Origin of the sequence: uncultured Arcobacter sp., from assembly GCF_937982575.1 — a bacterium.
Taxonomy (GTDB): domain Bacteria; phylum Campylobacterota; class Campylobacteria; order Campylobacterales; family Arcobacteraceae; genus Arcobacter.
The window spans coordinates 139,499-163,732 of the sequence record NZ_CALJLR010000003.1; the positions used below are offsets into that span (position 1 = coordinate 139,499).

A 24,234-nucleotide genomic window follows, 5' to 3' on the forward strand; every position below is an offset into this window, starting at 1 on the left:
TAAATATAAAAAAAAAGAGTTTTGGGAAGTTGAGTTAAACTCAACTTCTTAAAAACTCTCCCACTCATCTTTAGTAGAACTTGTTGACTCTACTTTATTATTGCTTTTTTGAACAGCTTTTTCTATTTTTTTATTCTCTTTTTTCTCTTCAGCTTTTTTTTCAATTTTTTGCATTGTATCTTCTTTTTTTGATGATAAGTCTAAAGCTTTTGCTTTAACTTTTTCTTTACCTATAAACTCTTTAGAGTCGGCATTACTCACAATTAATTTAGATATATTATGGGTAATTGTTGCAATATTATTTGTCTCTGCTGCTATTGATGCATTTTCTTGTGTTTGTCTATCTAGTTTTGTAACTGCATCATTAATCTGTTCAATTCCACCTAGTTGCTCTTTACTTGCCATTTCAATGTCTGCTATTAAATTTATAGTATGGGTGATATTTACATTTAGGTTTTTATATCCATTTATCATATCATTTGCAATATCTTTACCTTCATTTGCCTTTGAAGTTGCACGTTCAACTATTCCTTTTATCTCTTTTGCAGCTTCTGCACTTCTTGTTGCTAGATTTCTAACCTCTTGGGCAACAACTGCAAAGCCTTTTCCAGCCTCTCCTGCTGTTGCTGCTTCAACTGCTGCATTTAGTGATAGTATATTTGTCTGAAATGCTATTTGGTCAATTACTGTGATTGCTTCATGGATTGAACTAACTTGATTATTTATCTCTTCCATTGCACCTGTAGTTTTATTTGCTAACTCTTCACCTTCATTTGCAGATTTTGTTACATCACTTGAAAGCTGTGCCATTTTTGCAATATTGTCAGTATTACTTCTAATATTTCCTGTTACTTGTTCTAACGCAGCTGCTGTCTCTTCTAATGAAGCGGCAGCTTCTGTTGAACTTAAATTTAATTTATTCATATTTACCAATAAAACATCAGAACCTTCATCTAGTGTAAGCCCGTTCGTTTTATTTTCAATCAATATCTCTGTAATTGAACTACCTAAATCATTTACACCATTTGCAAGTTTTAATAAATCTTCTTTAATATTTTTAGTTTCAACTTTATTTAAATACTTATAATGAGTGTACTCTTCAAGAATATCAAGAACACCATCTATATTTTTTTCAAGGTGTTCTGCCATATTATTTAGTACTTTTTTCAACTGCATAAGTGAAGGGTTATTAACATCCATATTTAATCTTTGACATAAATCACCCTGTTCAAACTCACCTAAAACTAATATGGTTTCATCAATTAGTTTTCTATCTTCTGCAATTCCAGTTTTTGTTCTTTCTATATTTTTATTTACAACTCTTGACATCATTCCAAATTCATCTTTGCATGTGATTGCAGTAGGATGAATTTCATCAATTTCTCTATTTAAGTATGCAAAAAAGTTTTCTAAATCTTCTTTTAGAATCCCTACTTTGGATACAATATCTTTACTTACCATTGAGAATGAAATCATTAAAACAGCCAATATTATTGCCATAATTATTACAACTTTTATAATACTGTTATTAAACTCTGTATCTATATCATCGATATAAATTCCAGTACCTAAAACCCAACCCCACTCATCAAACTTTTGTACATATGATAGTTTTGGATATTTTGTTTTTGAGACTGTTCCATCTTCTGAAGCTTTAGTCCAGCTATATTTTACAAAGCCTTTTCCGCTTTTATTTGAAATTTCTGCAAATGCTTGAAATATATTTTTATTATTTGTCTCTTCAATTACATTGCCATGCTCTAAACTATAAGCACTATCAAACATATTATCATCAAGAACTTTACCATTTAAAGATTCAGAAATAGGATGCATAATCATTCTTGGAAAAGGTTCTGTGTCATCATTAATCCAAATGTAATTTGTCAGATCATATCTTAGATTTTTAATAGCATTTATTGCATTTGTTTTTGCAGTTTGTTCATCTATAGTACCTGCTTTAAATTCATTATATTCATGCTCAACTAAACTATATGAAAGTTCGACAATATTAGTTAACTTTGATTTTTTTTCAAAAAGCATCATGTCTTTTTGTGCCATCAAAAAAATAGCACTAATTATAATAAATGATAAAAGAGTTAAAGCTCCTATTACAAGCATCTTCTTTAATACATTTAAATTTCCAAATATTTTTCTACCTAACATAATCTTACCTTATAAAAATTTATACCTAAGCTTATAATACAAACAATTAATTGTCACTTATATTTTATTATTTAAATCAAATTTAATTTAACTTAAATAATTTAAATATTTATAATTAGATACTAATAAAATCTTTTTTGTATTTAATTACTTTTTTAAGATAATTTCTTGTCTCTTCATATGGAAGATTATTAATCAATATTTCATATACATCTTGTGCATTTTTTTCATTTATTATCTCTTTTGCACTTGTTCTATTTTTATGAAATGTTTTTAAAACATTTCCACTTCCAGTATTATATGCACTTATAATACAATACTCTTTTGAAATAGGATTTATTATTCCATCAAGATATTTACTATCTAAGATTTTTAAATAAGCACTTCCTAGTTCAATATTATTTTGAGCATCAAAAAGGTATGATTTTGTAGGAGTCCAAGTTCTGCCTTTAGCATACTTATAAGCATCTCGTCCTGCACTTGTTGGCACTATTTGCATAAGCCCATAGGCATTGGCACTACTTATTGCAAATTGATTAAAGTTACTCTCTGTTTGAATTATTGCATATACTAAATTTTCACTAAGATTATATTTTTTAGCAAATCTTTTAACCAAAGGTTTAAATTTAGCAACTCTTATATTTGCATGATCTTTTACCATTGGAATATCAATAGAATAAACTGTTACATCTTTTCCTGCATTTTTTATACTTTTTGTTTTTATCTCTTTTTTTAATAAAATATCAGCAAACCTATTTGCTCTCCATTCATACCTTATCTCTTTATTTTGGTCATCCTTTACCTCACCTAATAAATAAGGAGTAGCTCCTAGTTTTACACTTTTTGCTTCAAATAAATCAGCAGCCCTTGGATCATCTGGTAATAATAGTGTTGTAACAATTGCATTTTTTAAACTCTTTTTATAATCTTTATCATCTAGGGTTTCAATTGTAACTATTCCCTTGTCAAAATCCACCAATGCCCTACTTTTGTAGTTTTGCATATATTTAACATACTCTTTTTGTTTTGGAATTTTTACATTTTTTTCACCCCAAATATTTGAAATCTCTTTTATAAAGTTTGATAAAAATTTATCTAAACTATCGATATCATTTTTGAGTTTTTTAGGGTTTGTTGTATATTGAATAGTTTTATCTCTTGCCATTGCTTTAATTACAGCTGAAGGGTCTTTACTAATTGCTGCTCTTGCTACACTTTGGACATCTGACACGCTACATGAAGTTAAAAAAAATACTATAAAAATTAAAGCAAATCTTATCATTATCTCTTTTCTTTTAACTCTTTATCTCTTAATTTTATTACATCTAGTAAATCTTCAATTCGTTTGTTTCTTTCTTCTAATCTAGTTTGTAAATCCAAAATCACATCCTTTTTTAAAGCAACTTCATCTTCAAGTTCTTTAAAATCTTTTAGAAGTTTATCATTTTCTGTTTTTATCTTTTTTAAAATTACCACCGACTCACTAACTTTTTTATTTGCACTATCTATTAAGCTTTCATTTTTTAATCTATACTCTAAAATCTGTTTATCATACTGGTTTACTTGTGATTTTAACTGTCCATTTTTTCTTTTTAAATTATCCATTTGCTCCAAATATACAGATAAATCTGGCTTTTGATTTTTTTTAACTTCTTGTTCTAGTCTTTTTATTTTGTTTATATACTCTAACTCTTTTCTCTTAGATTGTTGAATATTATCGATTACTTTTTTTCTAAACTCTCTTTTTGTAATCTCTTCTTCTGTTGTTAAAAACCTAATACCAACATACTCAATAATCTCTTCACCCAAATCATCAAAAATAGGAATTACTGTACTATTTACATAATATACAGAGCCATCTTTTGCAAGATTTTTAATTTTACCATTCCAGGTTTTACCTTTTTGAATTGTTTCCCAAAGATTTTTAAAAACCTCTTTTGGAGAATCTGGATGTCTAATTATATTATGAGGTTGACCTAGAAGTTCATCTCTTGAATATTTTGCTAATTCACAAAAGAAGTCATTTGCAAATGTGATATTACCTTTTAAATCAGTTTTAGAAACAATTGCTACATTATCTATAGCATGTAAATATCTCTCTAATTCATTTTTTTGATTTTGAATAATTTGGTTTTGATTATATTTTTGACAATCTTTGCTAACTTTTTCTAATAAACTTTCAATTTCTACAGGCTTTATAAAATATGATGTAACATTTAATTTTATTGATTCCATCAAATAAGTTTCGTCTGAATATGCAGTTGTAAAATAAAAAGGGATATCTTCATTGAGTTTTCTGATTTCTTTTAAAAGTGATACCCCATTCATATTTGGCATATTGATATCACTAATTATTGCATCTACTCTTATATTTTCTTTTTGCAGGTCATTGTATTTTTCTAGGGCTTTTGCACCATCTGTTGCTATATATACATTTTTGAAAAATTCTTTAAAAATATCTTCAAAATTTTTTCTTATTTGTTCATCATCTTCTACATAAATAATATTAAATTTTTTTGATAAAGGGCCATTCTTACTAATTTCCATAAATCTACCTTGAAAAAATAACTACTTTTCTTGTAATCTTATCAAAAAAAAGCAATAAAAAGAGAGTTTTTAAGAGAAAATAAGTAAATTTATAAAAAAATAACTAAAAAAAATAATTACTTTAAATTATTAAGTTTATTTTGAATATATTTTTTCACATCACTGTAATTAATAACTTCTCTAAAGTCATCAAATTTACATCCTGAAGCATTTGGATGTCCACCACCATTTGCCAACTTTTGGGCAAGTACACCAACATCTAAATTACCATCTGCTCTAAAACTTGCATTTCCTCTTTTTGACACATCAATAAAAAAATCATAATCTTTATTTGCTTTTAAAAATGCATTTGCTGGAATTGAAATACCACCTAAAGTATAGGTCAAAATTCCTTTTTTATCTTGATAATTAATTGTTAATTCATCTTTAATACTAATAATTGAATGTACCAAATATTTAGCACTCAAATTATCAATAGTATCATCATTTTTATCAAGATTTAAAAACTCTTTTTTTAATCTATGTATGTCATTATCAAGTTTAATATTTCCATTTTCTTGAGATATATAAGAAGAGGCTTTTTTTAATAAATATATTCTAAAATCTCTATTTTTATCTGCAAAAAGCACATTATTTATCTCTCTTACTTTTGAAATCATACTAAGTAAAACTTTTCCAAACTCAAAATTCTCAACCTCATCTTCAAGCCAGATATCAATTGCATTTATTGCATTTACTAAAGGTTCTAACCATGCATATGATTCATCTTTAAAAGCATCATACTCTTTTACGAAATAATCGTAAGTGATTTTAGTAGCACACCTTGAAGTATCTAAAAAATACCAATCATATTTATCTGCACAATTTTGTCCAGTAGCATGGTGGTCAAGAAGTTGTACTTTTATATTGTAGCCATCTTCATTTAATTTTATTGTTTCATTGTTTAAATATTTTGATTCTGCCATTGTGAGATTTACGTCAGTAATTAGAAAAAGAATATCTTCTTTTATCTCTTCATTTTTAATAATATCTAAAAAATAAACAATACTTTGTTTTACTTCTAAACCATAATTTGCATTTAAATAGTAACTTTGAGAGAAAATCTCTTTTGTTAAAAGTTGACAACCATATCCATCTAAATCTGTATGAGAGACATGAAATAGTATCATTGAGCGATATCCTTTAGTGTCAAATCTTCTAAAAATAGATTTATTTTTCCCTGTAAATTATTTAATAAAGGCCATACTGAACACAGACTTCCTGATTCAGAAGGACAAGCTTCCATAGATGGTGCACATTCAAAAACAGAAGGAATTCTCTCTTCTGCAGCTGTTGTTATAGATAAAATTGTAAGCTGGTCATAGGGTTTTGCAAGGATAAATCCTCCATTAACACCTCTTTGAGATATTACTATTTGACTTTTTGCTAGATTTTGCATAATTTTTGCTAAAAAAGATTTAGGAATTTTTAATTCTCTTGAGAGTTCATCCACATTTTTAGGACTATCACTTTTGGCTATAGAGATAAGAGAAAGAAGGGCATACTCACTTTTTTTAGTCAATAACATCTTGGATTGATTCCTTTTCTAAATTTATAATATTCTACAAGAAAGAATATTAATAATCATTATACAAAAAAATTAATTTTTTTGTTTAAAAAAAAAGGGTTGCAACCTAAAGGTTACAACCCTTTTTAAAACTAAGTAATTAAACTTATTTAGCTCTAATTCCTAAAGCTCCAGCTAGTTCTACGAATCTAGCATAATCTTTAGCTCTTAGATATTTTAATAATCTTTTTCTTTTACCAACCATTTTTAAAAGACCTAATCTAGATGAGTGATCTTTTTTGTTGATTTTTAAGTGCTCTGTTAACACTCTAATTTGCTCAGTTAAAATTGCAACTTGAACTTCACAAGAACCTGTATCTTTTTCATCTCTTCTGTATTTTTCAATAATACTGTTTTTTACTTCCTGATCTAAAGCCATAGAAGACCTCCTAATAGGTATACTAATCTCACTTCATTTTGAAATGGAAGCGAATTATATTTAATTTTTATTTAAATCTTGTTTAATAATTATATATTTAAAAATAATTAAAACTTAATTCTTACTCCTGTATAAAAAAATGTCCCTACATTTACACCAATATTTTCCTCTAACTGTTTATCAAAAATATTATCTATTCCACCATAAATAGCTAAAGTGTTATTTATATCATAATTTATTCCAATATCAATCAATGAATAGTCGTCTGCTTTTGTTGTATTTTGACTATTTGCATATTGTTCTCCAATATATCTAATAGATAGATTTGTTATTAAGTTTGGTATTATCTGGTAACTTAGACCTAAAGAAGCTGATAAATCAGGAGTAAATAACAGTTCTTTTTTTGTAGTTTTATCTTCTGTATTTAAGTAAGTTAAATTAAAATTCAAGTCACTATTTTCAGTAATATTGTAAGCAATATTTAGCTCCAACCCTTTTATATCAACTTTTTCTAGATTTTCTGAAGTATAATATTTTGCATTACCCGTTCCATATGAGGCAAGTTCTATTTTATCATCTATTTTGGTATTAAATAAAACAATTTCTGAGAAAAGATTTTCCAATTTATTTGATAAAGCTATTTCAAAAGTTTGTGACTGTTCAGGTTTTAAATCATAAGCTTTTGTTTTTGGTCCAAAAATCACATCTGATCCAAATCTTTTCCCATCTTTATATGAAGGTGAAACTACATATAACTCTGCAATATCGGGTGCTCTGTATCCTTGTGCATAATTTACCCTAAGATTTGTTTTATCTGTTAATTTTTGTACCAATCCTGCTTGGAAAGTAACTTTATTATCTGCATTTGATATATTATCATATCTTGTACCCATAGTTGCATTTAAACTATCTGTGATTGCCATTTCATCTTGAATAAATAGTGACTTATATTTTACTACTTTCGTTACAAATTCACTTGAACTTGGATCTATATTTATTGCACTTGAATCTCTTGTTTCTTTTCTATATTCAAGACCAGTTGTAATAATATTTGAATCATTTAAAAGATAAGTCAAATTTGACTCTAAAGTATCAATAGTAACATTTGCACTAAATTTTTTATTAACAGGTCCAGTGAAATTAATAGGTGTAGTTTCATTTCTTTTTTTATAATACGATCTATATACCTTTGTTTGCCCAGATAGATTATTTGATATTTCATATTTAAGATCAGATGATATATCAATTCTTTTATTATTATCTTCAGAATTAACAGGAGTATTTTGAATCAACCCTCCTCCTGAAAACTTAGCGTTACCTAAGTACGTTCCTTTTCTGTTTTCATCTAAATAATTTACATCTAAACCTAAAGTTAATGTATCATTTAAATCTTTTTCTACTCTTCCCCCAATATTATTTACAGTTCCTTCATCTATATATGTTACTTTACTTGAACCATTAACTCCATTTTGTGAATTTCCAACTAAAATTGCACCGGTTGATGGATTTGTTGCTACTTGTGAATATGATTTATTTTTACTATAAGAAGTGGTGTCTATTATTGATCCAAAAAGTTTATATCTAAATTCATTTGTTACTCCACGTGTAGTAAAGTTTATGTTCTTTTCTTTAGCTTTACCTTCTTCACCTTGTCCATATTTTATATCAATAGTTGAACTATTTGTTTCAATTTTTTTTGTAATTATATTAATTACTCCTCCAATAGCGTCAGAACCATAAAGAGTAGACATAGAACCTTTTACTATCTCGATTCTCTCAATCATTGAAGCTGGTATTCTATTCAACTCATAAGGTCCTTCAGTTTCCCCAGATAACCTTTTTCCATCAATTAAAATCAAAGTTCCATTTGCTCCTGCTCCTCTAATAGATATAGAAGCTTTTGAAGCTGAACTAGGATGAGGAAATCTTCCAAATTGTGCATTTATTGAAGGTATTTTTTCAAACACATCTTTTAATGTTGAAGCTGCTATTCGCTCAATATCTTTCTGAGTAACTACAATAACAGAAGCACTGACCCCTTGAATATTTTTTTCAGTTTTTGTAGCTGTGGTTACAATTACATCCTCTAAAATAGTATTAGCAAAACTATCTTGAAATAAAATCAAACTTGTTATTGCCGAGATTAAAATTATTTTTTTCATTTTTGTCCTTTTATTTATAATATAAATTTGAATTAGGGATTTCTCCACCTATTGATTTTGGGTCATTTTTTTTTAAAATATTAAAGAAAAAGTCTAAATCATCTTTTGCATCAAGTGCTTTTATATTTTCAAATAATATATGAGAAATAGAGTCAGCCAAACCTTTTTCTTCTAACATTGGAAGCTCTTTTACTATTAACTTTGAAGCTTCAACAGGATTTTCTTTGTACCATACAAGTGATTTTGAATACTCTTGTAAAAATCTATTTATTAATTCTTCTTTTCCTTTTGTATCTCCTATATAAGCAATTCCTGCTTGTGGTAATTTAGCTTTTGTAACAAATAGTTTTCCCCATTCTTTTTGTAAATCAACACTTCTATACAGGTCAGGGGCAACAACACTGAGTGGGAAAGATTTTGTTTTTCGTAAAGCTATTGAAATAGCAGGTTCAGCTAATAAAGCATGATCAACTCTTCTTAAAATTAACATTTGCATCGCATCAATTGGACTAGATACATATCGTAAGTTAAAATCTTTTTGAGAATCTAAACCAGATTTTTTTATTAATTCTTTAAAAATAATATCTGGCATATCAGCTCTAAAAGGAACCACAATTTCCTTTCCTTTAAAATCTTTTAATGTTTTTAACGTGGGGTCTCTACTTATCATTCCTAGTATTCCCCAAATAGAGACATTTAAAAGTTTTATATCTATTCCTTTGTTATATAAATTTGCAGCAACATTGGTAGGTATTGCTATAAAATTTATATCTTTGCTTAAAATCAAAGCTCTCAATTCATCTGGATTTTTCCAAAGCACAAACTCTATATTTATTCCCAAGTCTTTCAGAGATTGGTTCTGTGCCATATGTATAATGGGGTGGGATACACTTGCAAATGGACCAGCCACTTTTATTGTTATTTGTTCTTTTATTTCACTTGAAAATAAAAAAACAGCCATAACTAACACACTTAATAATTGTTTCATATATACTCCTTTGTATACTTAAATTTTGTTTTAACCGGGTATGCCATCAGCTCTTTTATTGACTAAAAAAGGAAAAAATATTTTCATATAAATCATAAAAGGAATGGCCCAAAAAATCGAAGAACTGATATATGCCATCATCGAAAACTCTTCGTAAAAGGGAATAAAACTTCTAATTATTGTTGCTAGAATTATTAAAAAAACTCCAAGATTTAACCAAAAGTTTGTAAACAGTTCTCTTCCTGTATGCACTGTTGAAATAACAACCATCACTATGAAAAAGACTATTCCAAAAACTCCAGTTGTCAAAAAATGTCGAAAATGATTTAAAGCATATATGCTATCATCGAGATAATCAAATCCCAAAAGCCCATAACCAATTGCCATTAAAATTAAAATACTCATCAAATAAACAACAAAAGGTTTAAATAAAATATTGTTATCTTCTAAAATAAAATCATTTAAAATATTTAAAATGGCAGCTGCACTCGCAAAAGCAAAATATCCTAAAATAGAATTTTGAGGATAAAAAAACTCTACAAAGCTGTACAGAATTACACAAAAAATAGCAAGATTGTATCTTGGTGATCTGGCATAAAAGGTTTCATCAATCCCTTCCTGTTCTAATATCTCATTGATAGCTTCCATATTAACTCTACGAAGAGCCAATAAGATTAAAACCATAAATAATCCAAGGGATAAAAGCATGATTGAATGAGTATCAAAAGAGATGAAGCCTGCAGAACTTGCAAAAAATAAGGTTTGAGTTACAATCAAAGAGACAAGTGAAAAACCAAGGGAAATATGCCTTTTTGTAATATCAGCAAAAAGAGGTTTTATCACAAGTGCAGTAATATAAATAAGTAAAGATATATTTATAAAACCGACAAAATAAATACCCAAATAATCCATACACCAAAAACTGATTCGCCCTACTACCCATAAAAGAATAATAAATGCTAATTTTTTCCCAACAATAGGAATGGTTCCAGGAAATAATTCAGGAGCACCCGTTAGAAAAAAAGCTACAATTCCAGCACTTCCTATTCCAAATATCATTTCATACATGTGCCAACTAAGAAGATCACTTATAAAAGGAAGAGAAATATACCCAGCAAACACAAAAGACCATAATATGATTGAAACCGCAATATAAGGAGCAAGAACTAAAAACATAGGTCTAAAGGCATATGCCAAATAAGAAGGATATTCTCCTTTTGGATAGTGCGTATAATGATTTGTTGCGTATTGTTTTTTTGTTTCTTCTGTCATTTTAATTCCAATTCAAATGTATTTATAATAGTTTCATCACTTAAAAGTTTTGCTGTTTGTTCATACACAAAAGTATTGTCTCTTAGATTTTTAGGATAATTAAACATGAAACTTTTAATGATATGACCTACGGGTTCAGCTTTTAAAACAAGCACCTCATCACTTAGTTTTATCGCTTCCATCAAATCATGTGTTATAAAAAGAATACTTAACTCTTTCTCTTCAATTATTTGAAGTAATAAAGCTTGTAACTCTTTTTTTAATCCAATATCTAAAGCAGAAAAAGGTTCATCTAAAAAAAGTAAAGTTGGATTTGTCACTAGTGCTCTTGCAAATGAGACTCTTTGTTTCATTCCTCCACTTAAATCTTTTGGGAATTTATAAAAATCATCTTTTTCTAAACCAAATTTTAAAGCAATTTCTTTTGCCTCTTTTTCTCTTTTATCTTTTGCCATACCTTGTGCTTTTAATCCTAGAGCAATATTATCAATGACATTTTTCCAAGGAAGAAGTCTTGCTTCTTGAAAAGCAAAAGAAGAGCTTTTAAAACTGTTTTTTATCTTTCCCATTTCAAGTGTCAATAATTTTGCACAAAGATGCAGTAAAGTCGTTTTACCACCACCACTGGGTCCTACTATTGATATAACTTTTCCTTTTTTTAAAGTAAAACTTATATCTTTTAAAATATCACTGAAACCAAAAGAATGTGATACATTTAGAACTTTTAACTCTTCTATTATCTCCATGACTCAACCTCTCTTTTTATAGGCTCTAAAATAAGATATTCAATGAAGAGTAAAGTTCCAATCATAATTACAACTAAAGCTAAAGCAGTTGGCGTATCAAGTTGACTTCTTGCAATTGCTAAAGCAGAACCTATTCCATCATTTGCAGATAATAATTCAGCCATAACAACAATTTTCCAAGCCATACCTAAAGCTCCAATCCATGCTGGAAAAATATAAGAAAATATATGGGGGAAATATAAATCAAACAATTTCATCTTAAAAGGAAGATGAAAACTATCAGCCATCTGTTTTAAATCTCCTTCAAGGGTTCTTGTTCCTTGTAAAGCACCTATAAAAATAATAGGAAAAGAAGCTACAATCACAGTAAAAATTACTGTCATATCCCCCATCCCAAACCAAATCATTGCCAAAACTATCCAAGCTATAGGTGGCATTCCCATAAGAATAGTGACTATGGGTCTGCTCATCATTGAGGTTGTAATAAAAAGACCCGAAAGTAACCCTAAAAGTGTCCCAAAAAATAAAGAGATAGAAAAGCCAACAACGGCTCTTTTTGTGGTAATGACTATTTCCTGTAACATACTTTCATTTTTTAACATTTCAAAAAGAGTTAAAAAAGTCTCTTTAGGACTGGGTAATATTAAGTCTCCATATATTTGGTTTCCCATATCCCATAAAGCAAGAAACAAAAATATGGAAGAAATTGCACCCCAACCACTCCATAGATATGAAGGGAAGTCTTTTATTATTTTTATAAAAAAGTTCATTTTTGTAATCCAATTTAATAAATTTCCGTAGAATATCAATATTAATAATAATTATCATTGATATAAATCAATCTTTTTAATATTTTTGATAAAATAGACTTTTTAAAAAGGTTTTATTATGAATATTATAGATTTTGAAAATATACACGTAAGTTATGATGACAAACTTATACTAAAAGAAGTTAATTTAAAAATAGAAGATAACCAACATTGGGCTATTTTGGGTGCTAATGGTAGTGGAAAATCAACCCTTATAAAGCTTATAGCCTCACAAATTCATCCAAGACAAAACTATCCACATAAAAAGTTAATCTTGGGAAAACAGAGGTATTCACTTACTGATTTAAGAAAAGCTATGGGAATTATTACAAATGATTTGCACAACTATATTTATGATCAGGGTAAATTTTTAACTGGTTATGAAGTAGTAATTAGTGGATACTACTCCTCTATTGGCGTTTTTAAACATCAAGATTTTACTTTACAACAACATAAAAAAGCAGATGAAATCTTAGCATTTTTAGAAATACCAGAATTGAAAGATAAAACTGTAGCAAAAATGAGTACCGGACAACTAAGAAAATGTATTATTGGTCGAGCTTTAATTCATGAGCCAAAGGCATTTATTCTTGATGAACCAACAGTTGGACTTGATATAAAAGCACAATTGAATTTTATAAAGTTATTGCGAAAATTAAGTCAAAAGACAACTATTATTTTAGTAACCCATCATATAGAAGAAGTTTTCGATGAAATTACACATATAGCACTCATAAAAAACGAAACTATTTACAAACAAGGTATAAAAGAGGAGATTTTAAACTCTGAAAATATCTCAGAAACTTTTGGTATAAAACTTAAAATCAACTCATCAAAAAGTAGATACTTTATAGAAGAAATATAAAAAGAGCAAAAGCTCTTTTTATGAAAGAAAATCTAATGAAGAAATAATTCCTGCAGTTCCATCTTCTCGTAAAAATATTGAGTTAGATTTTAGATGTGCTAAACTCTCATTTGCAGATTTATTATAAGCCATATCAGCTCCAACATCACCCAAATAAAGTGCACCTATTCCAGTTTGTCCAAGGGCTATTAAATTCTCAGTGCCACTTTCATCTTTTGTCCAAATTCTCAAATCTTTAAATATTGAATCATTTTCATCAATCCAATTATTTCCATCACTATCATACTCACTCAACTCACCAAAGCCATCATTAGATGAAGGTCCAAAAAGTTCACTTCCATCATCTATTGTTCCATTTTGATTTTTATCTAATACTAAAAAACCATTTCCATCTTTTAAAAGTGGTAGTTCTTTTTCAGTTCCATCACTATTGATATCAAAATTAAAACACATAGTGTCACTTAGACTATCAAAAGCACTTGCTTCACAATCATATTGAATAACAAGTGGGTCTAAAAAATGTGTCTCTTCAAAAACTAGTTTTTCACTATGTTTTTCATAAAATTCTCTTGTGTAAGATAAGTCTAAATCGATATTAATATCTTTATTATCTTTAGTTTTTATAGTTGCTTGTGTATTAAACTCAATTGAATCACTTCTACTATATTCATAACTTCTCTCAATTGATATTTTATTTTTTATAAGCATCTTTTGGGCATCAAAAGCTGGTTCGTTTTCTTGGCATTTAATATCTTTTAAACTAGCCATTTTATCATTTTCTTTTCCGCCAAAAAAGCTTGCAAGTATCATCTCTAAAATCATTCTTTCAATCTCTTCGTAGGGACTCAAAAAATTACCACTCTTAGAAACATCATTTGCACTTTCTACTTCATTGTCATTTGTTGCCATATTTTTATCTGTATGTTCTTTTTTATATCCATCAGATTCTAATTTTTGTGTATCTTCGTTTACATTCATAAAACCTAATACTTCATGGCTAAAATCTACTTGAGATTGTGTAATCATCTCAAAAGAGCTTTTCGTTTGTGAACTAATTTTCACATTTGACGATTCTATTATCATAATAACTCCTTTTTTAATTAGTTATTATCAATGATAGTATTTTTTTTTAATAAAGAGAATAGAAAAAGTGTCAAAATAATAAATAATATTATTTATTATTTTGTTTTTTAGTTAATATAAAGAAATGAAGAAGCAGTTTTTATATCATTATCCACCAGTTTCATAAAAAGCCCGTGCTGAAACCTCAGGGTTTTCAGACCATTTGTTCTTTTCTGGCTTATTTAATAGTACATCATTTAAAATTGCAGCTGCTTTGTCTATGTCATTATTTTGAATAGCCTCTTTTATACTTTGAGAATCTTCAAAATATAAACAAGGGATTAAAACTCCACTTGCAGTTAGTCTTATACGATTGCATGTAGCACAAAAATCATCTTTATGAGGTTCAATTATCCCAAATACATAACCATCTTCCATAATATAATCCTGTGATGGAGAGCTACCACTTCTCTCAAGTTTTTTAAAACTATATTTTGCTTTTAAGATATTTTGTATTTGAATTGAGTTATACCCCTTTGCACCATCTTTTGCATGGTCATTTTCCATGAATTCGATAAATCTTATGGGATAACCTTTTGATTTACAAAACTCTACTAAATCACAAAGCTCGTTATCATTTATCCCTTGCATTGGTACGCAGTTTATTTTTATTTTAAGTCCTGCACTATGGGCTGCTTCAATACCTTTTAATACTGTAGGTAATACATCTTTTTGTGCAATTTTATGTGCAACGTCTGGTATGAGGCTATCTAAAGATACATTTATTCTTTTAAGCCCTGCATCTGCTAGTTTTTGTGCTGATTTTGGTAGTAGATATCCATTTGTAGTAAGGGCCAAATCAATATCATCTTTATATTTAGATATCATCTCTATAAAGTTATCCAATCCTTCTCTTAAAAGCGGTTCTCCACCTGTAATCCTTACTTTTTTCACACCTCTATCAATACATACTTTGATAAATTTGAATAAATCTTCATAAGAGAGAAGTTCTTCTTTAGGTACCCAAGAAAATGGTTTTTCTGGCATACAATATTGACATCTAAAGTTGCATCTTTCAGTTACAGAGACTCTTAAATAATCAACTACTCTACCATGTCCATCTTTTAACATAAAATCACCTTCAAGTGTCAAAAATTTGCCACTTAATATTAAATTGCGTTAGCTTATTATAAAATTCCTTAAACAAAAAGGATACAGGGAGTTTAGTGGATAAATTAAAGATTATTACTCAATTGGACTTTTTTAATGAATTAACGCCAAGCCAGATAGAAGAGATATTTACAATATCTAATCTAATTACCTATCCTAAAGATTCAATTCTTTATTATGAAGATGAAATAAAAGAAAATATTCTTTTTTTAGTTGAAGGACTTATAAAAATTTATAAGATCGATAAATTTGACAATGAAATATTTTTATATCATATATATAAAAACTCAATGATTTCTGAATTAACTTCAATAAATAAAAATAGTATCTATTGTTTTTCAAACGCAGAGTTTGTGGAAGACTCAATAGTCTTATCTATAAATTTTGATAAATTTAAAGATATGTTTTTATCTAAAAATATCTTATCATATAAATTAATTGAGACCTTACTAGAAAAAACCCATCAACTACAGTGTATTGTAAATCGTGAGTTAGTATTTGATGCCACCGCAAAAGTAGCCTTTATGATTTATAATGACATTCAAATGTTTAATAAACTCAAAAGACAAGAGGTATCATTTATGTTGCACATTCAACCAGAGACACTTTCTAGAGTTTTGAAAAGATTGACAAGAAATGGTGCTATTGATGTTGATAAAGGTGAAGTAATCATCTTAAATAAAAATCAATTGGAATCAACCTTTAAAGGAGTTGGCATTTGAAAACAAATAAAATAAGTACAAAAATAAAAACATTAGGTGCCTTATTCATAATATTAATGGCAGTCATTATTTTTACGACTGTATATTTAAATAATAAAAATAAAAAAGATGCCTTGGTAATTAATATAGTTGGTAAAGAGAGAATGCTAACACAAAAAATCTCTAAAAATATTTTTTACCTTTATTACAGTGAAAAAACAAATTTTTCAGAACTAAATAGTGCTAGTGAAGAGTTTATTCAAGGATTAGACTCTTTAAAAAATGGTAATAAATTAACAGGGATAGAACCTGTGCCAAATGATAAAATTGGACAACAACTCTATAAAGTAGAAATTTTATGGAAAGACTTTTTTGACAATGTAACTAGCTTTAAAAAACTGCAAATAAAAAATGATGAAGAGAGCGAAAAGTTATTAAAAACAGTAGTTGAAACAATCTATAATACAAATAACAACTTATTAAATGAAGTTGATGAGTTAGTGACTTTATATACTTTACATGCAGAAGATAAAACTGTTTTAATTAAAAACTTCCAATATTTAGCTGCAGTACTTATTCTTTTACTTATATTTTATGCTTTTACACAACTTAAAGGTATTGAAGAAAATGCTAACAAATTTTTAGAATTTTCAAAAAAAATAGCCAATGAAAAGAATGAACAATTAGAAACTCTATCAATAGATGTAAATGAAAAAGAGATTTTAGAAGTAACGGATACTTTTAATTGCTTTATTAATAAAATCAATTCGGCTATGAATGAATCTGCTGTTGCAATGGAACACTCTAAAAATGCAAGTTCAAAACTAGAAGAAATAACTAATGAATTCGATAATGTAATCAATGATCTAAAAAACCGAACAGATATCGGTAATCAATTAAACAAAAGTGAGGATATGGTTATTGAGTCAACAGAAGATTTAATTAACTCAACTAAAAAACTTCAAGACCTAAAAGAAGAACTAGACAAAATACTTCATACTTGTAAACTTTAATAATCAAAGGATTTTCTCCTTTGATTTTAAACATTACTTTTTCAAAAAAATTATAAACTTTCTTCAAAAAAATCATATTATTGATATATATCAATAAATTAAAATTCCTAATAGTTATAATGCTATGTAAATGCTATGTTATAGTTTAATAAATATATTGAACGCATCTAGTTAATTATGCATTTTATGCTTTATTTTTATTTATTCAGTAAATAAAAGTTTATGGATTAGTTTTTGGTGGTGCTTAAACTATAGTGTTACTAATTAGTATAAAAGGGAGAAGAAATGAAAAATCTTAATAGAGTCACTTCGCTATTAATAGGAAGTGCTTTAGCTGCAACAGTTTCAATCGCAAATGACAGTACTCTTCAAAAAGTTATGAAAGATAGGGGATTGAATGAACAAGATGTTATTCGAGCTGCTAAAACTTATAACCCAACAGGAGTAAAAGATGACTATGTCATATTTTCATCAGGTGGACAATCTGGACAAGTGATTGTCTATGGTGTTCCATCAATGAGAATTCTTAAATATATTGGTGTGTTTACACCAGAGCCTTGGCAAGGGTATGGTTATGATAAAGACTCATTAGCTATTCTTAGACAAGGGGATGTAAGAGGAACAGAAATTAACTGGGGCGATACACATCACCCTGCACTTTCTGAAAAAGATGGTAAATATGATGGTAGATGGTTAGCTATTAATGATAAAGCAAATCCAAGAATTGCTATCATTGATTTAGCTGACTTTGAAACAAAACAAATTGTTCCAAATCCAGTATTTAAATCAAATCATGGGGGAGCATTCTTTACTCCAAATTCTGAATATATTATAGAAGCATCACAATATGCTGCTCCTTATGATAATAACTATCACGCAATTGACGACTACAAAGAGTCTTACAGAGGTGGTGTTACAATGTGGAAATTCGATGATAAAATTGGTCGAATTCTTCCAAAAAATTCATTTACTATTGAAATGCCTCCATATCATCAAGATTTAAGTGATGCCGGAAAAGGTGTAAGTTATGGATGGGGATTTACGAACTCATTTAATACAGAAATGTATACAGGTGGCATCGAAGTTGGTAATCCACCAAATGAAGCTGGTATGTCAAGAAATGATACGGATTTTCTACATGTATATAACTGGGAAAAACTTGCAGAAATTGCAAAAGATCCTAAAAATGTAAAAGTTATTAATGGTCATAATATTATACCTATTGAAGTTGCAGTAAAAAATAATGCACTTTTCTTAATTCCTGAACCAAAATCACCACATGGTGTTGATGTTTCTCCAGATGGTAAATACTTGATTGTTTGTGGAAAATTAGATACACATGCTTCTGTTTATTCTTTTGAAAAAATTAAAAAACAAATAGATAATAAAGAGTTTATTGATAAAGACCCATATGGTATTCCTATTTTAGATATGAAAAAATCTTTACATGGACAAGTTGAACTGGGACTTGGGCCTTTGCATACGCAATACTCACCTGTTGATGGACAAGTGTATACATCATTGTATGTTGACTCACAAGTTGTTAAATGGGATTATAAAAATTTAAAAATATTAGATAAAGAAAATGTACACTATAACATTGGACATTTAGCTGGTATGGAAGGTAAAACTTCTGACCCTCAAGGTAAATATATTATTGCATTAAACAAATTATCTATTGATAGATTTCAAAATGTTGGTCCACTACATCCACAAAACCATCAATTAATTGATATATCGGGTAAGACAATGGATTTATTAGTGGATATGCCTTTACCTTTAGGAGAGCCTCACCAAGCAGTTGGAATTAGAGCTTCAAAACTTCACCCACATATTAGATATACGATGGGTACAAATACAAAAACTGGTAAAGAGCACATTGGTAAAACTTTAGCGGGACAAGAAAGAATAGTAAGAGATGGGAAAAATGTAACAGTATATTCTACATTAGTAAGATCTCATATTAACCCTGAAAGAATAACAGTTAATAAAGGGGATAAAGTTACCATTCACATGACTAACTTAGAAAGAGCCCAAGATGAAACTCATGGGTTTACAGTTGGTGGATTTGATCAACATGCCTCACTAGAGCCAGGAGAAACTACAACAATTGAATTTATTGCTGATAGAGAAGGTGTTTTCCCTTACTATTGTACTGAATTCTGTTCAGCTCTTCATTTAGAAATGATGGGTTATTTAATGGTAAAAGATCCTAACAAAAAATATGTTAGTGCAAATAAAATGAAAATAGAAGCAATGAGTCCAGCTGAATTAAAAGCTGAATATGACAAAGTTGTTGCGGTAAATGCAGCAACAGATTCAGTTATTCAAAGTGTTGTTGCCTTCTTAAAAGCTAACGGCTTTGATAAACATAAAGTTGTTGCTGACTTAGTAACAGATGCATTTGACCAATATGGGCAAATTCCTGATGAAAAGAAAAAAGCTAATGCTGCCTTTAAAGCTGGTGATGTAGAAAAAGCGATTTTACATGAAGGTATGATTTGGCAATTGATGGTTAAAACAGCTGATGTTGGAATTAGAGCTAAAGATGCATTAGTGCGAAAAATAGCTACAGAACAATCTGCTGCTGCTGCTAGAGGTGAAAAAGCATTTGCAGAAGGTGGATGTAATGGTTGTCACGTTATTGGAAAAGTATCTTCAGGTCCTGATTTAACGGGTGTTTTATCTAGACATGAAAATGCAGAAAAATGGGTAAGTGAATTTATTTTAGATCCAGAAGCTAAATACAAAGAACCTTACATAAAAGCAATGATTGATTACTTTAATTTAAAAATGCCTAATCAAGAAATGAGTGAGAAAGAGACTGAAGATATTATTGAATATCTAAAATGGGTAGATGATAACGCTAATCTATTCTAATCTTGATAAAACAGAAGATTCATCTCTTCTGTTTTATTGATAGCTGTCAATACAAATAATAACTATGATAGCTATAATTAATGTAGATGATTTATTTAAACATTTTAGAGTGTTTTAGTAAGTTATCTAATAAAGGATTTATCTATGCACACAAGTTTTAAAAAATCAAAAGTATTTGCTTTTTTAGCACTATTTATCTTGACCATAAGTTTTACAATTCCTGTAGTATTTTTTCATGGTGCACTTAATAATATTCATAATAACAAAGAAGTATCAGCAATTTCAACAACAATATGGAACTTATATTCACTAAATAAATATGTAAGTACAAATACACCAAAAGAGGCTTCAAATGATTTGAATAAAATGATTGAATCAGCTTCTGAAATAGGTGCAGCTTCACTGCCAATTTGGTCAGTATCACTTGAAGCACCAAATTATCCAAAAGAAGCATTTCCTATGGGGATTCCCGTGTATTTTCATTTTGATGGATTTACTGGAGAAGTACATGAAATGAATACAATTAATCACTATATTGGAATGGATCCAATGTGGAGAGGAGGACAATTTGAAAGAGAAATTGCTCCTTATGCATTATTATCATTATGTTTAATTATGATTCTTTTTATTGCTTATAATAAAAAAATATTTTCATATTTTATGTTTATTCCTGTATCTCTACCATTCTTATTTATAGCAGATTATGCTTATTGGCTATATTGGTTTGGACATAATTTACATGATTGGGGAGCTTTCAATATAAAACCTTTTATGCCAACAGTTTTTGGAGATGGTAAAGTTGCTCAATTTATCACGCACTCATATCCTGGTATTGGCTTTTATTTACTTGTAGCAATAAGTTTGTTAAGTCTTTTAGCATTATTATCAAGAAATAAAGCTATAAAAGAAAGTAGTTTATAAGTAACTATGATGAAAAAGTATTTAATGGCTATCCTATCAATATTATCATTTTCAAATGCAACTATCTTGCAAGATGCAATTAACAATGCGCAAGAGGGGGCTATTTTAAAACTTTCGGATGGTATTTATGAAGGGAATATAATAATTGATAAACCTTTAACTATTTTAGGTGTTGGAAAAAATGTACTAATAAGTGCAAAAGGAGAAGGTACTGTTATTACTATAAATAGTTCTTTTGTAACACTAAAAAACCTAAAAATTCAGAACTCTGGGGATAGACATGATAAATTAGATGCTGCAATTGTTATAAAAAAAGCTACTCAATGTGAAATATCAAATGTTGAAATTACAAACTCATTATTTGGGATAGATTTACAACAAGTGAGTAATACCTTAATATCTAACAATTATATTCAATCAAAAAATTTAGAATTAGGATTAAGAGGTGATGGAATTAGGCTTTGGTATAGTAATGATAACATCATAAAAAATAATCATTTATATAAATCAAGAGATATGGTTGTTTGGTATTCTCATGGAAATACAATAGAAGATAATAAAGGAGAATATGGTAGATATTCTCTTCATTTTATGTATGCGGGAAAAAATATAGTTAAAAATAATCATTATAAATTTAATTCAGTTGGGATATTTTTTATGTATTCAAAAGACACTATTGCTTCAAACAATATAGTACAAAGTTCTTTAGGTAACACAGGAATGGGCATTGGACTAAAAGAAGTTAGTGGTTTTACTCTTAAAAATAATACATTGCTTTACAATGCAAGAGGTATGTATATAGATAGATCTCCTTTTGATAAAGATAATAGAAATACTATTTCAAATAATAATATTCTTTATAATACAGAAGCTATGCACTTTCATTCAATATGTGAAGATAATGATATCAATAACAATCAAATAATAGGAAATATAGAAGATGTGGTAAATAATACAAGGGGTGGAAAAATTTATAATAATAATTGGAATAATAACTACTGGGATAACTACGAAGGATTTGATAAAAATCTAGATAATATTGGTGACAATTCTCACAAAATTTATAAATATGCAGATAAATTATGGCTTAACTACCCAGAAGTAAAATACTTTTACGGATCACCTATAATTTCAATGTTGAATTTTCTTGCAAAACTTGCACCCTTTACACAGCCGCTATTTTTAGTAGAAGATAAACAACCTATAATGTTTAGTGGAGAATAAAATGGAACAAAAAAGAAGAGAATTTATACAGTTTTCAACACTAGGAATATTAGGATTAGTATTAGCAGGTGGTGTTGCAGGTGTACCTTATTTAAAAGCAAAAACATTAAGAGTTAGACCACCTGGAGCTCTAGATGAAGATGATTTTTTAGCCCTATGTATTAAATGTGGTCAATGCTTACAAGTTTGCCCATATCATAGTATTGAACTTGATTCATTATTTACAGGGCATGGTATAGGAACACCATACATAGATACCTTAAATCGAGCTTGTTATTTATGTACAGCTCTTCCTTGTGTTTTAGCTTGTCCCTCAGGAGCATTAGACCATAATGTTTCTAAACCTGAAGATTTAAAACCAATGGGAATAGGAGTATTAGAAAACCCTAATAAATGCATTGCCATTTCAAAAGAAATGGTTGAAAAAAAACATATTCAAAAAATATATTCACATCCTCATTCAAATGAACAAGAGAATGAAGTGTTAGAAAAACTTGAAACTTTTGTTGGGAAAGGCTGCACAATTTGTGCAGATATGTGTCCTTATCCCAATGCCATCGAAGCAATTGAAATGGTTAGTGATAGTTCTGGTGGATTTCGACCACAGTTTAATGAAAAGTGTATAGGGTGTGGAGTTTGTGAAGAATTGTGTCCTACAAATGCAATTACTATTAAAGCTCGTTTAACATACGATGATTATTATATAAAAGGTAAAAAATAATGAAATTAAAAATTATAAGTTTAACAATAAGTTCTTTGCTTTTTTTAACAGCATGTTCTGATAAAAAAGAAGAAGAAAGAGAAGTAACACCTTCTGTTGCTGGAAAAATTGAAGTTTCACAAAAGAATGATATTTATGAAAAGAAAGTGGAAGAAAAAGAGGCTCAAAAAGATAGATCTTATTACTACTCTTACAATAAAGAAAAAGTCGAAGAGAAAGAAAAAACAGCAATAGATGCAAATATAAGAGTACGATCTCCCTATGAAAGAGTTGAAATTTCAATGTTAGTTGGTAAATTAAGTAAAGAGTTTATTGTGAAATGTTCTGCATGTCATAATGATTATGCAAATGGAATTATTGGTCCTTCTCTTTTAAATAAAGATGAAAATTTCATTTATGAGTCAATAAATTCTTTTAAAAAAGATGCTAATAAAAATGTTCTAATGAGCCAATTAGTAAAACAGATGCCAGAAGAAGAGATAAAAAAATTAGCAAAAGAAATTTCAAATTTCAATATGCAAATACAAGAATTAAAGGCTAAATAATGAAAAATATAATTGTAGGACTTTCAACCCTAATAATTGTTGGATTAATGATATATGTAGCTTTAATTGGAAAAGCATTTCAAGGTGGAGAGGCTGGTAAAATCATTGAAGATATGAAAACATTTAATAAAGTAAAAATAAGCAAAAAAGATTCATCTAAAGAAAATGATGAACTTAATTCTTTAAAAGATAGAGCTGGTAATTCATCAGAATTTAAAGTATCACAAAACTTCAAAAGTAAATGTGCTTCATGTCATGGGGTTAATGGAAAAGGAATTTTAGGACCTGATCTTTTTGGTAAATCATCAGAAGAAATTTATACTTCTTTAATTGAATATAAAAGTGGAAGAAAAGAGAATCCAATCATGAAAGGATTACTAATTAAGATTGAAGAAGCAGAATTAAAAGAGTTAGCTGAAGAAATTGGTTCTTTTAAAGATAAGATAAAATAAAGGTTCTG

General features: G+C 28.5%; 22 protein-coding genes. 9 read left to right on the forward strand and 13 right to left on the reverse strand.

Annotated features, from left to right (window positions below; genetic code table 11):
* Positions 1–48 precede the first annotated feature (48 nt).
* From Q0617_RS01415 to Q0617_RS01465, 11 genes are all read right to left on the reverse strand, one after another.
* Positions 49–2,163 (reverse strand): methyl-accepting chemotaxis protein, encoded by a 2,115-nt coding sequence (locus Q0617_RS01415; RefSeq protein WP_298749677.1) that lies wholly within the window; start codon positions 2,161–2,163, stop codon positions 49–51.
* 115 nt (positions 2,164–2,278) lie between these two features.
* On the reverse strand, positions 2,279–3,445 hold the full coding sequence (locus Q0617_RS01420; RefSeq protein ID WP_298749679.1) for a murein transglycosylase domain-containing protein: 1,167 nt from the start codon (positions 3,443–3,445) through the stop codon (positions 2,279–2,281).
* The gene (locus Q0617_RS01425) at positions 3,445–4,710 is read right to left on the reverse strand and encodes a response regulator (protein WP_298749681.1); all 1,266 of its coding nucleotides are present in this window, start codon (positions 4,708–4,710) and stop codon (positions 3,445–3,447) included. The genes Q0617_RS01420 and Q0617_RS01425 overlap by 1 nt, the downstream gene beginning before the upstream one ends.
* A gap of 116 nt (positions 4,711–4,826) precedes the next feature.
* A complete protein-coding gene (locus Q0617_RS01430) occupies positions 4,827–5,879 on the reverse strand; it encodes a phosphoesterase (RefSeq protein WP_298749683.1) in 1,053 nt (350 codons plus the stop codon).
* Entirely contained in the window at positions 5,876–6,277 is a 402-nt protein-coding gene (locus Q0617_RS01435; protein ID WP_298749685.1) for an Rrf2 family transcriptional regulator, read from the reverse strand. The genes Q0617_RS01430 and Q0617_RS01435 overlap by 4 nt, the downstream gene beginning before the upstream one ends.
* 145 nt (positions 6,278–6,422) lie before the next feature.
* A complete protein-coding gene (gene rpsO, locus Q0617_RS01440; protein ID WP_298749687.1) occupies positions 6,423–6,695 on the reverse strand; it encodes a 30S ribosomal protein S15 in 273 nt (90 codons plus the stop codon).
* A 107-nt stretch (positions 6,696–6,802) separates the two neighbouring features.
* Positions 6,803–8,857, reverse strand: a complete 2,055-nt coding sequence (locus Q0617_RS01445; RefSeq protein WP_298749689.1) for a TonB-dependent receptor — start codon at positions 8,855–8,857, stop codon at positions 6,803–6,805.
* Between the two features lie 10 nt (positions 8,858–8,867).
* Positions 8,868–9,845 (reverse strand): ABC transporter substrate-binding protein, encoded by a 978-nt coding sequence (locus Q0617_RS01450; protein ID WP_298749691.1) that lies wholly within the window; start codon positions 9,843–9,845, stop codon positions 8,868–8,870.
* A gap of 30 nt (positions 9,846–9,875) precedes the next feature.
* The gene (locus tag Q0617_RS01455; protein WP_298749693.1) at positions 9,876–11,117 is read right to left on the reverse strand and encodes an NnrS family protein; all 1,242 of its coding nucleotides are present in this window, start codon (positions 11,115–11,117) and stop codon (positions 9,876–9,878) included.
* Positions 11,114–11,863, reverse strand: a complete 750-nt coding sequence (locus tag Q0617_RS01460) for an ATP-binding cassette domain-containing protein (protein WP_298749695.1) — start codon at positions 11,861–11,863, stop codon at positions 11,114–11,116. The genes Q0617_RS01455 and Q0617_RS01460 overlap by 4 nt, the downstream gene beginning before the upstream one ends.
* Positions 11,854–12,633: an ABC transporter permease subunit gene (locus tag Q0617_RS01465; RefSeq protein WP_298749697.1), complete on the reverse strand. Its 780-nt coding sequence runs from the start codon at positions 12,631–12,633 to the stop codon at positions 11,854–11,856. Before Q0617_RS01465 ends, Q0617_RS01460 begins: the two co-directional genes overlap by 10 nt.
* Before the next feature lie 118 nt (positions 12,634–12,751).
* On the opposite strand from Q0617_RS01465, the gene Q0617_RS01470 reads away from it, so the two are divergent.
* A complete protein-coding gene (locus Q0617_RS01470; protein WP_298749699.1) occupies positions 12,752–13,537 on the forward strand; it encodes an ATP-binding cassette domain-containing protein in 786 nt (261 codons plus the stop codon).
* An 18-nt stretch (positions 13,538–13,555) separates the two neighbouring features.
* Here the strand turns inward: Q0617_RS01470 and Q0617_RS01475 are convergent, their stop codons facing one another.
* Positions 13,556–14,620 (reverse strand): hypothetical protein, encoded by a 1,065-nt coding sequence (locus tag Q0617_RS01475; protein WP_298749701.1) that lies wholly within the window; start codon positions 14,618–14,620, stop codon positions 13,556–13,558.
* A gap of 147 nt (positions 14,621–14,767) precedes the next feature.
* Positions 14,768–15,730 carry a GTP 3',8-cyclase MoaA gene (gene moaA, locus Q0617_RS01480; RefSeq protein WP_298749703.1) on the reverse strand — a complete coding sequence of 321 codons (963 nt, stop codon included), beginning with the start codon at positions 15,728–15,730 and terminating at the stop codon, positions 14,768–14,770.
* Between the two features lie 95 nt (positions 15,731–15,825).
* Between moaA and Q0617_RS01485 the strand changes: the two genes are divergently transcribed.
* From Q0617_RS01485 to Q0617_RS01520, 8 genes are all read left to right on the forward strand, one after another.
* Entirely contained in the window at positions 15,826–16,491 is a 666-nt protein-coding gene (locus tag Q0617_RS01485) for a Crp/Fnr family transcriptional regulator (protein WP_298749705.1), read from the forward strand.
* Positions 16,488–17,483: a type IV pili methyl-accepting chemotaxis transducer N-terminal domain-containing protein gene (locus tag Q0617_RS01490; RefSeq protein WP_298749707.1), complete on the forward strand. Its 996-nt coding sequence runs from the start codon at positions 16,488–16,490 to the stop codon at positions 17,481–17,483. Before Q0617_RS01485 ends, Q0617_RS01490 begins: the two co-directional genes overlap by 4 nt.
* A 285-nt stretch (positions 17,484–17,768) precedes the next feature.
* Positions 17,769–20,363 carry a Sec-dependent nitrous-oxide reductase gene (nosZ, locus tag Q0617_RS01495; protein ID WP_298749709.1) on the forward strand — a complete coding sequence of 865 codons (2,595 nt, stop codon included), beginning with the start codon at positions 17,769–17,771 and terminating at the stop codon, positions 20,361–20,363.
* Positions 20,364–20,507: 144 nt separating this feature from the next.
* On the forward strand, positions 20,508–21,284 hold the full coding sequence (locus tag Q0617_RS01500) for a cytochrome C (protein WP_298749711.1): 777 nt from the start codon (positions 20,508–20,510) through the stop codon (positions 21,282–21,284).
* Positions 21,285–21,293: 9 nt separating this feature from the next.
* The gene (gene nosD, locus Q0617_RS01505; protein WP_298749713.1) at positions 21,294–22,508 is read left to right on the forward strand and encodes a nitrous oxide reductase family maturation protein NosD; all 1,215 of its coding nucleotides are present in this window, start codon (positions 21,294–21,296) and stop codon (positions 22,506–22,508) included.
* Position 22,509: 1 nt separating this feature from the next.
* The gene (locus tag Q0617_RS01510; RefSeq protein ID WP_298749714.1) at positions 22,510–23,229 is read left to right on the forward strand and encodes a 4Fe-4S dicluster domain-containing protein; all 720 of its coding nucleotides are present in this window, start codon (positions 22,510–22,512) and stop codon (positions 23,227–23,229) included.
* The gene (locus Q0617_RS01515; RefSeq protein WP_298749716.1) at positions 23,229–23,774 is read left to right on the forward strand and encodes a hypothetical protein; all 546 of its coding nucleotides are present in this window, start codon (positions 23,229–23,231) and stop codon (positions 23,772–23,774) included. The genes Q0617_RS01510 and Q0617_RS01515 overlap by 1 nt, the downstream gene beginning before the upstream one ends.
* Positions 23,774–24,226 carry a c-type cytochrome gene (locus Q0617_RS01520; protein WP_298749717.1) on the forward strand — a complete coding sequence of 151 codons (453 nt, stop codon included), beginning with the start codon at positions 23,774–23,776 and terminating at the stop codon, positions 24,224–24,226. The genes Q0617_RS01515 and Q0617_RS01520 overlap by 1 nt, the downstream gene beginning before the upstream one ends.
* Positions 24,227–24,234: the final 8 nt, after the last annotated feature.